We start from the raw sequence: 13,841 nt of genomic DNA on the forward strand, positions 1-13,841 counted from the left end.
CAGTTTGCATTTTCAGGCGCGACCTTGAGAATGGGCCTACCCCTGTTGAAATCCGACGCCGAGCAGGGTTTCGTCTATGCGCTGGATTTCGACGGGATCACTATGGCGGATGCGCTGTGGAACCAGTTTGACCCCACAACAGAACTGCCCCGCACCCCCGCAACCATGATGCTGGACCTGTCCGGCAAAGGCATGTTGTTCGTTGACTTGCTAGATATCGAGGCCATGCGCGAGGTGATCGAGGAAAACATCAAATTTGGCGAGCTTACGGCCATGACCCTGAACGACATGGACATCACCGCCATAGGTGCGCGTCTAACCGGCAAGGGCCTGTTCACCTTTGACAACACTGACCTTGATAGTTTTGATGGCCTGCCCGCCCCCAGCGGCACGGCAACATTCCATATGGCGGGGCTGAACAGCGTGATGGATGCGCTGGTCAAAATCGGCCTGCTGGACAATGACGAAGCTTTTGGCGCGCGCATGGGGTTGGGCCTGTTTACCGTAGCGGGCGATAAGAAAGACACGCTGACCTCGGAAATTGTGGTCACGCCGGATGGTCAGGTCACCGCCAACGGTGTGCGGCTAAAATAAGCGCAACCCTTGCGCAGACCCCGCGCACAGATTACCTCACTGGCAGACCCTAACCACAGGCACGTTCAATGGCTCAATCGCTCAAAACCCTAACCGCTGCCCTTCTGGACGCTGCTAAATCTGCGGGTGCGGATGCGGCGGATGCAATTGCAGTTGATGGCACATCGGTATCCATCGACGTGCTGAACGGGGCGCTAGAACATGCGGAACGATCTGAAGGGGTCGACATCGGGTTACGTGTGATGATCGGCCAGAGGCAGGCTTGCGTTTCAGCCTCGGACACCTCTGCCGATACCATCGAAACGATGGCGGCACGTGCCGTAGCAATGGCACAGGTCGCCCCCGAGGACGACAGCATCGGCCTTGCCGACCCCGCGCAATTGGCCACCGATTGGGACGCGGATGCGCTGGACCTGTTCGACCCTACACCTGAACCCGACCCGACCACACTTGAGGATAACGCCCGCCGTGCCGAGGCTGCGGCCCTCGCTGTCAGCGGTGTCTCTCAGGTGCAATCTGCCTCGTCGGGCTATGGCCAGCGCCGCATCCACCTTGCCACCTCGAACGGGTTTTCCGGCGGCTATGCGCGCAGCAGTTGCAGCACATCCTGCGTTGCGATCACCGGCACGGGTGCCGAAATGGAGCGTGATTATTACGGCGATGGTCGCATCTATACTGCCGATCTGGAAACCCCCGAATATATCGGCAAAATGGCCGCCCAGCGCACTATCGAGCGCGCGAACCCGCGCAAAGCCAAATCCGGCGCCTTTCCTGTGCTTTACGACGAAAGGGTTTCCACATCGCTGATGGCGCACCTGCTGGCAGCGATCAACGGGTCCAGCATCGTGCGCGGATCATCGTGGTTACGCGATGCATTGGGCGAACAAATCCTGCCCAAAACCTTGTCCCTGATCGAAAACCCCTTGCGCCCGCGCACGTCCTCCTCGCGCCCGTTTGACGGCGAAGGTTTGGCCTCTGTCCCGCGCACAATCATCAAAGACGGCATTCTAACCGGCTGGACGCTGGACCTTGCCACCGCCCGCAAACTGGGTATGCAAAGCACCGCTAATGCGTCGCGCGGCACCTCGGCCCCACCATCGCCAAGCGTTGGCAACATCGCCCTGACCCAAGGCGATAAATCCCACGCCGACCTGTTGACTGACATGGGCACAGGTCTGCTGATCACCTCGATGATCGGCTCATCCATCAACACCACCACCGGCGACTATTCCCGCGGGGCATCCGGTTTCTGGGTGGAAGGCGGCGAAATCCAATCCCCGGTGAATGAATGCACCATCGCCGGAAACCTGCGCGATATGCTGGCCACCCTGACCCCTGCAAATGACGCCCGCGCCCACCTTAGCCGCGTTGTACCGTCCCTGTTGGTCGAGGGGTTGATCCTTGCCTGAGAATGATGACCTGATGCTGCTAATTGCGGCGGCGCATACCAGCGGCGACATCGCCCGCAAATTCTGGAAACAATCGCCCGAGACATGGGACAAAGACGCGGGCGCTGGCCCTGTGACCGAAGCTGATATTGCCATCGACCGGATGCTGCACAGCGATCTGCTTGCCGCGCGGCCCGACTATGGCTGGCTGTCCGAAGAAACCGAAGACGGGGATGCCCGCCAATCGCATGATCACGTCTTTATCATTGATCCCATTGATGGCACCCGTGCCTTTATCGAGGGCTCCAAAACCTTCGCCCATTCACTCGCAATTGCGCACAATGGGCAGGTAACAGCCGCCGTGGTGTTCTTGCCGATGATGGACAAACTATACGTTGCGACCAACACCATACCCGCATCCCTTAACGGGCGCCCGATCAGTGCCAGCACCCCGAAACCGGATCAGACCCCAACTGTGCTCGCAACCAAATGCAATTTCAAACCCCAACACTGGAAATCCGGCATCCCGCCGTTTGAATGCCATTTCCGCTCGTCACTGGCTTATCGTTTGTGTCTAGTTGCCGAGGGGCGCTTTGACGCGATGCTGACCCTGCGCCCGACATGGGAATGGGATGTGGCCGCCGGTGCCCTGATTGCCCAGCGTGCGGGTGCCACCGTCACTGATATAACGGGCGCTAAACCCGTCTATAACAACCCGCACCCCCAACTAAACGGCATGATTACAGCAGGACCTAATTTGCACAAAACCATCTGCGCACAACTGGCCTAGCCTATTTTTGTTCCATAAATATCCCCGCCGGAGGCATAGAATCTCTTTCTCCGCTCCATCCGATCAACTACTGTGCTGACAGACCACTTGGAAACGTAACGGAGCCTGCAAAATGACCCAACGCCTACACCTTGTCTTTGGTGGCGAACTGATCGACCCGACCAAAAACGCATTCAAAGACGTGGACGACATCCATGTCGTTGGCATGTTCCCCAACTATGACGCGGCCTATAACGCCTGGAAAGCCGAAGCGCACCGCACCGTTGATAACGCCCACATGCGGTATTTCATCGCCCACATCCACCGCCTTCGTGACGAAGGGGTTGAGGCCTCTCCAACCGAAGAGCTGGACGGCTAGGCTCGCATGTTGCTTAGCCTGCGCCTCTATCTTGCTGCCGCTCGCCGCGCAGGGCAATCGCAAGACATTGATACCTCAAAACGTCTTGCCCGCCCCGCTGGGAAACTGGTGTGGCTGCATGTCTCAGACCAACAAGAGGTTTCCTCGATCCAAGAATTGATCCGGAATCTGACCGAGGACCTGACCGAGATGTCGTTTCTGGTTACGACCACTGAAAATACACATGTCGAAATCCCGTTTCAGGAGTGCTGTGATCAGCCTTGCCTGCACTTGGCCGCCCCCGCAGATACCCCGCGACGGGTGGCAGAGTTTCTTGACCATTGGCAGCCAAGCATTGCCATCTGGGCCGGATCAGCATTGCGCCCCGCCCTTGTGGTCGAGGCCCACGCCCGTACCATTCCGCTACTGATGCTGAATGCCCGAACCCGCGCCACCGTTGACGGGCACACCCGTTGGAACAAAGGCGTAATTCGCGCCACACTTGACCTATTCGACCATATCCTTGTCAGCCATGAAACCATTAAGACCCAACTGGTCCGACAGGGTGCTGACAGCATCGGGATTTTGACCAGCGGTCTGTTGGAAGAAAACGCAGCCACCCTTTTTTGCGACGACCGCGACCGCGATAAGATGACCGAAACGCTTGCCACCCGCCCCGTCTGGCTGGCCGCTTGCACCAATGAGGCCGAGGAGGCGCTGATCGTTACCGCCCACCGTGCTGCCAGCCGTTTGTCACACCGTTTGCTGCTGGTTCTTGCCCCAAAAGACACCACGCGCGGGGATGATATCGCCCGTATCCTGACCGGCGATGGCTGGCAAATTGCACAACGCTCACAGGATCAGGAGCCCGATGAACACGTCCAGATCCTCATCGCTGACACCGATGATGAAATGGGGCTGTGGCTGCGAGTTGCGCCCGTCTGTTTCTTGGGGAATTCACTGGCCAAAGGGGCTAAGGGCTGCTCTCCCAATGCGGCGACCGCCCATGGTTCTGCCGTGCTTCACGGGCCGTTCGTTGATGGCTACATCCCCGGCTATGCGCGACTGGATGCAGCCGGTGCTGCGCGCGAGGTCAAGGACGCAACCCAGCTTGCCGCCGCAGTGCAGGACCTGTTGGCCCCCGACAAAGCCGCCGAAATGGCCCATGCCGGTTGGGAGATTTCCACCAGCGGGGCCGAGGCTATGGACCACGCAATGGCATTGATTTATGATGTCATGGACCCGCAAGAGGCATCATAATGAAACCGCCCCGTTTCTGGTTCCGCCCCTCAAACCGCCCCGGCATGATGGCGCGTATCCTGTCGCCGCTTGGAGCTGTTTACAGCAACGCAACGGCCCGCCGCGTGGTCAAACCACCCGACTATACCGCCCCCGTTCCGGTGATTTGCGTAGGGAACATCAATGCAGGCGGCACCGGCAAAACACCGACCACAATTGCCATCGTTCAGCGCCTTCAGGATGCAGACCACACCCCTCATGTGGTGTCTCGTGGATATGGCGGGTCACTGGACGGCCCCGTGCGCGTTGATGAAACGGTGCACAGCGCCGACCAGACAGGGGATGAACCACTACTGCTGGCCGCCTTCGCCCCGACGTGGGTAGCCAAGGACAGGGCCGCTGGGGCGCAGGCCGCAGTTTCGGCAGGTGCCGATATAATCGTGTTGGATGACGGGTTTCAAAACCCGACCCTGCACAAGGACATTTCAATCGTTGTGGTGGACGGGGCAATTGGGTTTGGCAATGGTCGTGTGTTGCCCGCAGGGCCGTTGCGCGAACCCGTCAATGTCGGGTTAACCCGCGCTGATCTGTTGCTGTCTATCGGCGAAACAAAGCCGCAAAAGATGTTTCTACAAACATGGGGGCAGGTAATTTCTCTGCCGCATATGACCGGCAGATTGGCACCGCTTCAAACCGGAATTGACTGGCAGGACCAGCCAGTTATGGCCTTTGCCGGCATTGGTCACCCTGAAAAATTCTTTGCAACTTTACGTGCGCTTGGCGCCGACCTGCTGCACACCGAAGCGCTGAGTGATCATCAGCCTCTAACCGCCGCCCTGATGAAACGCCTGTCGTTCGAGGCCAAGGCATTGGGCGCGATTATGGTCACCACAGAAAAGGACGCCGTGCGCCTGCCACCTGCGTTTCGCGCCGAGGTTCTGACATTACCCGTACGTCTGGAAATCGCCGACTGGAGCGCATTTGATACCGCGCTCGCAGCCGTTAATAAATAGCTATTCAGCCAGTTTTTCGTCCAGAATCTCCGAGAAACTCTCATAGCTCATGTTGGAATATTTCTGCCCGTTGATCAAAAAGGACGGGGTTGAATTCATGTCATCACGGGTGAAATTGCCTTGATACCACGCCACCAGCGCCTGCACCTGATCACTATCATTGAAACAGACATCCAGATTTTCGTTGGTCATACCCGCCGTCAGGCCGATGCGTCGCAGATTTTCAACCACAGTCGCAGGGTCGCCTTCACCCAGCCACGCGCCCTGATCTTGCATCAAAATATCGGTTATCCCGAAATAACGCATCTCGCCACCACAACGTGCCATCAGGCTGGCCCACAGCCCGTATTTGTCAAAATAGGCCTCGCGGAAAATGAACCGGACCTTGCCGGTCCCGATATAATTTTCTTCAAGCTGCGGCAGGACTTCTTTATGGAACCTCGCACAATGCGGACAAGTGAATGAGGCGTATTCAACGACCGTCACTGGCGCATCTTTGGCCCCCAGTGCCATTTCGATAATGCCGGATGTGTCAACCTCGGCAGTTGTTTCTGCGGTTTGCGCCATTGCGGCACCAAACCCAGCGCTACTGGAACTGCCCAACCCTGCGTCAGTTGCATTCAGCCAGTAAGCCGAGCCGCCCGCCAATGTTAGTGCACCTGCACCGATGAACATTCTACGTTTCATGGATAATCCTTTTTCAGTGTCTGGAACGGGATATAATATTTTCGCCCAATGCTTCAAGGGCATCGCGCAATCCCTGATCGGCAATAGGTTCGGCTGCTTTGCGTGCGGCCTGCTTGTTTTCGGGGCTGACAACGGCAGGTTTTGCCTTTGGCGCGGGCGCAAACTGCACTTGACCCTCGGCAAATCCGGTGGCCGCCGTCTGGGTGATACGGATGCGCGAAATAGCGGTATAGCCATAGCAGCTGTTGACCCGCTCGCGCAGCGTTTCCTTTTGCATTTCCAGCATCGGGGCTTGTGCGCCGGTGGTCAGCAACGTCAGCGTCGTGCCCAACCCTTCGCGTCCGTATTTCACATCCACAGGGCGGGCGATGCGGGCGGTATCTTCGCCGACAATCTCGGCCCAGTGGGTCAGTAGACGGGTCACAGCAAAGCCACGGGATTCACCCGCCGAACGGATACGCGATTGCAACAGGTTAGACGTGCGTCTAAACCCGCGGCTGGTGCGTTTACGCTGTTTATATCCGTCTGTTTGCTTCATCTGTCTTTCCGTCAGTTGTTCGCTATTCTAAACAGGTTCGGGCGGGGTGCCAGAGCAATAGCACATAAGGGCGAATAAAGATTGCGTGATTTGGAATTAAGCGATGTGTTGCTGGGTTGGTATGATGCCCATGCCCGCGTGATGCCGTGGCGTGTTCCACCTGCCATGTCCAAGGTAGGTGTGCGCCCCGATCCCTACCGCATCTGGTTGTCCGAGGTGATGCTGCAGCAAACCACCGTGGCTGCCGTTGCCAAATATTTCCACGTTTTTACAACACGTTGGCCGACAGTTGTCGCATTGGCAGGCGCTGCGGATGAGGCGGTGATGGCCGAATGGGCCGGTCTGGGATATTACGCCCGCGCCCGCAACCTGTTGAAATGCGCCCGGCTGGTTGTGGCCGATTACGGCGAGATATTTCCTGATACGCGGGACGAACTGATAGCATTGCCGGGAATCGGCCCATATACCGCCGCCGCCATAGCCTCGATTGCCTTTGGGCGGGCGGAATGCGTGGTGGATGGCAATGTCGAACGGGTAATGGCACGAATGTTCCATGTTACCACCCCCTTGCCCGCCGCCAAATCGGAGTTGCAGGCACATGCCGCAGCCCTAACACCCGATGTGCGGGCTGGCGATTACGCGCAGGCGGTGATGGATTTGGGGGCAACAGTCTGCACCCCGAAATCGCCAAACTGTGGGCTGTGCCCTTGGTCTGGTGCGTGCGGGGCGCGGGCCAATGGCTGTGCCGCAGAATTGCCGCGCAGAACGCCGAAACCCGCGAAACCAACCCGCTACGGCATAGCCTATATCGCACGGCGCAGCGATGGCGCATGGCTGTTGGAGCGACGACCCGACAAAGGGTTGCTGGGGGGCATGTTAGGCTGGCCCGGGGCGGAATGGGGTGATGAAGCCGTTGAAAAACAACCGCTTTCCGCAGATTGGCGCACGATCAACTCCGAGGTTCGCCATACCTTCACCCACTTCCATCTGTGCCTGATGGTGAAGGTCACAACCGTCACCGACACGCCCCCGAAGGTTGGCGAATTCATCCCGCCCGATCAGTTCGATGCAGGCGATCTGCCCACAGTAATGCGCAAGGCCTACGCCCTTGCACGCCCCGCGTTTGATAGTGATTGAGTTCAGCGAAAACCTATGAATATATGGGGCAACGCGCATATTGTTGGAGATGAATATGACCCCTTCGAAACAGGTCGCCAAACCGAGTTCCGCGTTGCCGTTCTGGATTTCCATCGGCGCTGTGCCGCTGGCCTATATCGGTGCGGTTTACGGCGGATGGTGGACCATTTTACTGGCAATTTACGGCTGGACAATATCATCCGCACTGGACGCGTTGCTGGGGTTGAATGAAACCAATCCGGATACAGAAACAGATGATCAGGATCTGTTTTGGTACCGGCTGGTCACCATGATCTGGTTCCCGATCCAGTTTGTGCTGATATTCGGCATGATCTGGTGGGTGACAGTGACCAACCACCTGTCATTACTAGAAAAAATCGTGTTATTTTACGGGGTTGGATCAGTTTCAGGTGGCACGGGAATTGTTTATTCTCACGAGCTGATGCACCAGAAAAGCCGACTGGAACGTTGGCTGGCGGACCTGCTGCTGGCCACCGTCCTATACAGCCATTTTCGCACCGAACATCTGCTGGTGCATCATATCTATGTCGGCACCCCGCGCGATGCGGTCACGGCACGGTATAACGAGGGGTTCCATCAGTTTTTCCCACGGGTTCTGCGAGAATGTCCCGCTTCGGCGTGGGAGGCGGAGAAGAAGATGCTGGAGCGCAAGGGGCTGGGCGTTTTCGACAGCAGCAATCCGTTCTGGAAATACGGGGCTTTGCAGATCGCAGCACTGGGTTTGGCCTTTTGGCTAGGCGGCTGGTCTGGCGTCGGGTTCTTTGTGTTTCAGGCGTTTATCGCCATCTGGATGCTGGAATTGACCAATTATGTCGAACATTACGGACTGACCCGCAAACATCTGGGCGATGGTAAATATGAACATGTGATGCCGCATCATTCATGGAACTCCGCGCACACGGCCTCCAACTGGCTGCTGATCAACCTGCAACGCCATTCCGACCACCACTATAAACCGGCCCGCCGGTTCCCGCTGCTGCAAACCTATTCAGCCTCCGAGGCCCCGCAACTGCCACGCGGGTATCCGTTAATGACAGCGCTTGCGATGATGCCGCATTTGTGGCGCCGCCGGATGAACCCGAAGGTGCGTGATTGGAGGGCGATGTATTATCCCGAGATCACCGATTGGGATGCGTATAAGGCGGGGACGACGCCAATGCCGCGGTAGGAGGCCTAAATACCCGCGTACCACTCGTATCCGGCGATATCTTCCCACAACCCGCCCAGACCGTCGCCGATGGCCGCAAATGATGAGACCGCCTCGATCCGCATGATGAATTTCGCCTGCTTATAGCCCAGCTGCCGTTCGACCCGCAGCCGGATCGGGGCACCGTGGTCCTGCGGCAATGGCCCGCCATTCATGCCATAGGCCAAAATCGTTTGTGGATGGAATGCATCAATTAAATCAATGCTTTCATAATATTGCCAGTCGCCAAATTTATCAGCGCACCAGAAAACCAGATAGCGGGCATCCTCTTGCAAAACGACCGTATCCAGCAAAGCGGCGAGTGGCACACCGGTCCATTGGCCGATCGCGCTCCACCCTTCAACGCAATCGTGGCGGGTGATCTGGGTGCGGGACGGATAGGATTTCAAATCGGCCAGCGAGAATTCACGCGGGGTTTTCACTTTGCCATTAATCTGTAAACGCCAGCTTTCAAATCCGGTTTTCGCATCCCTTACCCACCGCGCTGTCTTGGGCTCAATGCTGCCGTTAGTGCGAAAGTTGGGCGATAGGTCAGCAGTGGTATATTCACGCGCCAGCGCACCGCGCCCAACCAATTCATGTGCGCGGGTCGACAGCCATTCGCCAGAAATTAGCAGGGTTTCTTGTGGTTTCCAGTCGGGATACAGTTTCTTGCCGCCCAGAATAAGGGCGGGTGCCGCAAGGCCAAGGCCGGTTAACAAAGCGCGACGGGTAAAACGGCTGCTCATTTTTTCCTCTCTTTCGGTAGGCGATACCAGCCAGTAATCATCGATCGCAATTCGTTGATCGGTCCGGACACAATGACCATCAACAAATGAATCACGACGAATAAAACAATCAGAAATGCTGCGATAAAATGAACCGATCGGGCCGATTGGCGCCCGCCGAACAGGTCAAGCAACCAAGGCGCAACCGCATTAACCCAAGGTGACATAGTTAGGCCACTGAGGATAATTATCGGGATTAATCCGCCACTAACACCCAGATAGACGACTTTTTGAATGACATTATATTGACGTGCCTCCTCTCCACAGGGGAACCGGAATCTGGCATGCTCCTTGCATTCGTTCCAGATATTTTTCGGGGATAATTCCGCCAACGTCGGTAATAATTTATTGCGCAGGTGGCCGTTGAAGATGCTCCATATTCCAAAGGATAATGTGCCGATAGCCAGCAACCACGCAAAGCTGAGATGCCAGCGGCGTGCGGCAGATAAATCAAAATAGGACGGCAGGGTGGCCCATGCGGGAAAGGCGCGTTTGGCGACCGAGTTATTAGGACCTTCGGACAGGCCCAACACACCGGTTGTGGTTAGTTCAGCGCCTGCAACCCGCAAATAGCCCTGTTCATTTTCATGGCCGATTTCCAGCCAGGCAGGATCCGGATTGGCCCCGGAGATACCCCAATAAAGACGGGGGTGGGCGTTGAAGATCAGAAGACCGCTCATCAGCATAACCACCATGATCCCGGCACTAATCCAGTGCCAAAGACGGGTGGATAACCTGTGCCGTTTGACAAAATCGCCTCCTGTGGGGCGGGATATGGGGCCGGATGTCATAGTTGGCGTACCATTCACTGCTTCATCGCACTGTTGCGAGATTTCTGATGAAATCAGAATGCGACGGGAATGGCTGCGGGCGGAATCAATCTGGATCAAATTGACGTGCGCAGATGTGAATCTTCGCCGGTTTTGACCACGAAAAAACCCCGCCAAGTAAATGGCGGGGCAAGTGAGTGCTTGTAGTCAGGCCACAGGCACCGGCGGTATATCTTTTGGTGAAGCCCTAGTTCGGGCGTTCGGCCATTTCAGCACGAATTTGTTGGCGCAGCAGGTCAATCGGCACCTGTTTGCCATCGCGTTTATAACTCCAGTAGGTCCAGCCATTACAGCTGGGCGCACCTTCAAGTGCAGCACCTACTTGGTGGATTGAGCCCTTCACATCATGGCCGACCAATGTGCCATCGGCGCGAACCTTGGCGGTGTAGCGTCCGTTCAGGCTCATCAATTTTTCGCCAGGTGACAGCATGCCACGTTCAACCAGCTGGCCAAACGGCACCCGTGGTTCCGCCCGTTTAGCGGTGGTGACTTGCAGGCTCTCCTTGTCAAACTTGCGGATTTTTGAAAGGCGTTTTAAGGCAACCTTGCGGTATGCCTCTTCGCGCTCGATCCCGATATATTCACGGCCCAATTTTTTAGCGACAGCACCCGTAGTGCCGGTGCCAAAGAACGGATCCAGAATAACATCACCCGGGTTGGTGGTGCCAACAATCACGCGGTGCAGCAGGCTCTCGGGTTTCTGGGTTGGATGGGCTTTGTCGCCATCCTCGTTTTTCAGACGCTCGTGGCCGGTGCAAATCGGCAGCACCCAGTCGCTTCGCATCTGGATGCCTTCGTTCAGTGCTTTCAAAGCATCGTAATTAAAGGTGTATTTGCTGGCCTCTTCTTTGGAGGCCCAGATCATGGTTTCATGCGCATTGGTCAGGCGCATGCCGCGAAAGTTCGGCATCGGGTTGGTTTTGCGCCAGACCACATCGTTCAAAATCCAAAAGCCCTGATTTTGCAACTCGGCACCGACGCGGAAAATGTTGTGATATGATCCGATCACCCAAATCCCACCATTGGGTTTCAACAGCCGACGCGCGGCCTTTAGCCATTCGTGGGTAAACTTGTCATAGGCCTTGAAACTGGCAAACTGGTCCCACGCATCATCAACCGCATCAACCTTGGAATTGTCGGGGCGGTGCAGGTCGCCACGCAGTTGCAAGTTATAAGGTGGATCAGCGAAAATCAGGTCAACAGAGCCTGCGGGCAGACTGTTCATCACCTCGATGCAATCGCCATCAAGGATTTGGTTCAGCGGTAGCTTTGCAGCCGCGTTTGTCTTGGTTTTTGTTGTCATCTTCTGCCTCTGAGGTTGCGCATTTTCGCGCTTGTTGTTGAGGCCTAGGATGATTCATAGACGATTCGCCGTCAATTTCTTTTTGAATCAATAGGTTAGAAAATTATCTTGCTACAACATCTTGTATACCGGCTTGAACGAACGTCTATGGTGTGGGGTTACACCCAATTCTTGCAGTGCTTTTAAGTGCACAGGTGTGGGGTAGCCTGCGTTCTTTTCCCACCCGTAACCCGGATATTGTTGCGCCAAATCCACCATGATCCGGTCGCGGCATGTTTTGGCCATGATTGAGGCCGCCGCAATCGACAGGGATTTGGCGTCGCCTTTGATCACAGCAGTCGCCGGAATGGTCAGTCCGCGCGGGATCAGGTTGCCATCAATCAGCACATGGTCGGGTGTGCGGTCCAATCCGGCCACCGCCCGCTCCATTGCAAGATGCGAGGCACGCAGGATATTGATCTCGTCGATCTCCTCAACACTGGCATGGGCGATGGAAATTTCGGCGCATTCCATAAGGACATCAAACAATACCTCGCGGCGTTTTGCCGTCAGTTTTTTGGAGTCATTCAAGCCTTCAGGGATATTCAAAGGGTTAAGTATGACCGCCGCAGCCGTCACTGGACCACACAAAGGGCCGCGCCCGACCTCGTCTACGCCAGCGATAATAGCGCGGCCTGCATCCATAGCAGATTGCTCAAGGGTGAAATCGGGGGCGGGTTTGATCATGAACCTGTGAAACTCCAGATTGTGGATTTGCACAAGGGAAATTGGTGGGGTGTCGGCAAATCATATGCCCCGTAAAATGTCTAGGTTCTGTCGCATAACATGAAGTAATCAGCCTCCGGCAAACAAGGGGCGGTTCATACCGAATTATCATCCTAGCTCAATCGTTAGAGCGCAAGACGCACTTCCTAGCACGACTAAGGAGAATTGGGTGGGTGGCACCTACCGCCTCTGCCTGAACCAAAGTCCAACCTTCATACGTTCGTGGGTTCTATCGATGATCTTTGGCCGACTTGGCATTCTGTGGAGCAAACTCAGCGCCTGATCTCCTTGATGGATGCCAACAATCTCAAGAAGCTTGCTTCCGCCCGAAATAACGAAAGTGCCACTGTAGGGACTCTCTACCGGAGGATGAGGACAGACCCAAATGGAAAGAAAGTCCAAAGAGCAGAAGTGAGATTTGATGGAGTCTCTGGCTGTCTACGCGTGCCTGTCGGTGGCTCAAGTAAGCAAACACTGGTTTTTGTAAGGGGGCCTGAGACACGATCAAGGCTCATGTCGCCAAGTGAAACAGCGGCGCTAATGGGATTACCAATTGACTATCAATTGCCCCAAAGTTCAACCGAGTGCTATCATTTAACTGGTGATGGAGTTGTGGTCCCTGTCGTTAGCTTTCTGAGGATGCACCTGTTCAATAGTGTAATTAAATCATTGGAAGTAGCTAGCTTAAGAGAACAATTAGTGTTTTCTCCCAACCCACAATCGATGAATGCCTAGATGTGGCGGCTTTTTAACGATCTCTCTGGGCCTCAATAACCGCTAAATGGATCAACCCAAGGGGTTCAATATAAGATTGCCGACTGCTTTTGCACCTCAAAATTCTGCACCAATGGCAGCTGTGGGGAAGCTGCATTGCAGCGACGGACTACGCAACGAACGGCAGCTAAGGGCCGTGAGCAGTCCTCAGATTTGACATGGCCCATCTCTAGAACTCACATCGATAGTTTATTGCTGCGGCAGGTCGCCATATCTAATTGACCATATCCCACAAGATGACTTGGAAGCCGAAAGATGTCGAACAAACAAGCCGCAGTATCCTGTGCTACAAAAAGCACAGGTGCGATTCCTGCTTCTATCGAGAAAAATTGCCTACTAATTGCCTACTAGCTTCGCGCCCCATCCTTGGGCAACCCTAACCAACCAGCTAACCATCTTATATAATTGAGAAAAATGGTGCACCCGGCACGATTCGAACGTGCGACCCCCT

General features: G+C 55.7%; 15 protein-coding genes. 9 read left to right on the plus strand and 6 right to left on the minus strand.

What is annotated here, in order from left to right; all coding sequences use genetic code 11:
- From ACWB12_RS04885 to lpxK, 6 genes are all read left to right on the plus strand, one after another.
- On the plus strand, positions 1-594 hold a 594-nt coding region (locus ACWB12_RS04885), incomplete at its 5' end, for a DUF2125 domain-containing protein (protein ID WP_479528946.1).
- A 68-nt stretch (positions 595-662) separates the two neighbouring features.
- Positions 663-2,003, plus strand: a complete 1,341-nt coding sequence (locus ACWB12_RS04890) for a TldD/PmbA family protein (RefSeq protein WP_479528947.1) — start codon at positions 663-665, stop codon at positions 2,001-2,003.
- Positions 1,996-2,772 (plus strand): 3'(2'),5'-bisphosphate nucleotidase CysQ, encoded by a 777-nt coding sequence (locus ACWB12_RS04895; RefSeq protein WP_479528948.1) that lies wholly within the window; start codon positions 1,996-1,998, stop codon positions 2,770-2,772. The genes ACWB12_RS04890 and ACWB12_RS04895 overlap by 8 nt, the downstream gene beginning before the upstream one ends.
- Positions 2,773-2,884: 112 nt before the next feature.
- The gene (locus ACWB12_RS04900; protein ID WP_479528949.1) at positions 2,885-3,130 is read left to right on the plus strand and encodes a DUF4170 domain-containing protein; all 246 of its coding nucleotides are present in this window, start codon (positions 2,885-2,887) and stop codon (positions 3,128-3,130) included.
- A 6-nt stretch (positions 3,131-3,136) separates the two neighbouring features.
- Complete coding sequence (locus ACWB12_RS04905) at positions 3,137-4,369, plus strand: 3-deoxy-D-manno-octulosonic acid transferase (protein WP_479528950.1); 1,233 nt, start codon at positions 3,137-3,139, stop codon at positions 4,367-4,369.
- Entirely contained in the window at positions 4,369-5,361 is a 993-nt protein-coding gene (gene lpxK, locus ACWB12_RS04910) for a tetraacyldisaccharide 4'-kinase (RefSeq protein ID WP_479528951.1), read from the plus strand. The genes ACWB12_RS04905 and lpxK overlap by 1 nt, the downstream gene beginning before the upstream one ends.
- On the opposite strand, the gene ACWB12_RS04915 is transcribed toward lpxK, so the two are convergent.
- Both ACWB12_RS04915 and ACWB12_RS04920 read right to left on the minus strand, forming a co-directional pair.
- Positions 5,362-6,048: a DsbA family protein gene (locus ACWB12_RS04915; RefSeq protein ID WP_479528952.1), complete on the minus strand. Its 687-nt coding sequence runs from the start codon at positions 6,046-6,048 to the stop codon at positions 5,362-5,364.
- Positions 6,049-6,061: 13 nt separating this feature from the next.
- Positions 6,062-6,586 carry a DUF721 domain-containing protein gene (locus tag ACWB12_RS04920; RefSeq protein ID WP_479528953.1) on the minus strand — a complete coding sequence of 175 codons (525 nt, stop codon included), beginning with the start codon at positions 6,584-6,586 and terminating at the stop codon, positions 6,062-6,064.
- An 81-nt stretch (positions 6,587-6,667) separates the two neighbouring features.
- On the opposite strand from ACWB12_RS04920, the gene ACWB12_RS04925 reads away from it, so the two are divergent.
- Together ACWB12_RS04925 and ACWB12_RS04930 are read left to right on the plus strand one after the other, a co-directional pair.
- Complete coding sequence (locus ACWB12_RS04925) at positions 6,668-7,723, plus strand: A/G-specific adenine glycosylase (RefSeq protein WP_479528954.1); 1,056 nt, start codon at positions 6,668-6,670, stop codon at positions 7,721-7,723.
- Between the two features lie 55 nt (positions 7,724-7,778).
- Positions 7,779-8,912 carry an alkane 1-monooxygenase gene (locus ACWB12_RS04930; protein ID WP_479528955.1) on the plus strand — a complete coding sequence of 378 codons (1,134 nt, stop codon included), beginning with the start codon at positions 7,779-7,781 and terminating at the stop codon, positions 8,910-8,912.
- A 5-nt stretch (positions 8,913-8,917) separates the two neighbouring features.
- Here ACWB12_RS04930 and ACWB12_RS04935 read toward each other — a convergent pair whose 3' ends face one another.
- From ACWB12_RS04935 to ACWB12_RS04950, 4 genes are all read right to left on the minus strand, one after another.
- Complete coding sequence (locus ACWB12_RS04935) at positions 8,918-9,679, minus strand: molybdopterin-dependent oxidoreductase (RefSeq protein ID WP_479528956.1); 762 nt, start codon at positions 9,677-9,679, stop codon at positions 8,918-8,920.
- Positions 9,676-10,608, minus strand: a complete 933-nt coding sequence (locus ACWB12_RS04940) for a cytochrome b/b6 domain-containing protein (RefSeq protein WP_479528957.1) — start codon at positions 10,606-10,608, stop codon at positions 9,676-9,678. The genes ACWB12_RS04935 and ACWB12_RS04940 overlap by 4 nt, the downstream gene beginning before the upstream one ends.
- Positions 10,609-10,735: 127 nt before the next feature.
- A complete protein-coding gene (locus tag ACWB12_RS04945) occupies positions 10,736-11,851 on the minus strand; it encodes a DNA methyltransferase (RefSeq protein WP_479528958.1) in 1,116 nt (371 codons plus the stop codon).
- Between the two features lie 111 nt (positions 11,852-11,962).
- A complete protein-coding gene (locus ACWB12_RS04950; protein WP_479528959.1) occupies positions 11,963-12,577 on the minus strand; it encodes a ribonuclease HII in 615 nt (204 codons plus the stop codon).
- A 330-nt stretch (positions 12,578-12,907) separates the two neighbouring features.
- Here ACWB12_RS04950 and ACWB12_RS04955 point away from each other — a divergent pair, with 330 nt between their 5' ends.
- Positions 12,908-13,351, plus strand: coding sequence for a DNA cytosine methyltransferase (locus ACWB12_RS04955; RefSeq protein ID WP_479528960.1), 444 nt, complete (start codon positions 12,908-12,910; stop codon positions 13,349-13,351).
- Positions 13,352-13,841: the final 490 nt, after the last annotated feature.

This window comes from Profundibacter sp., from assembly GCF_056498605.1.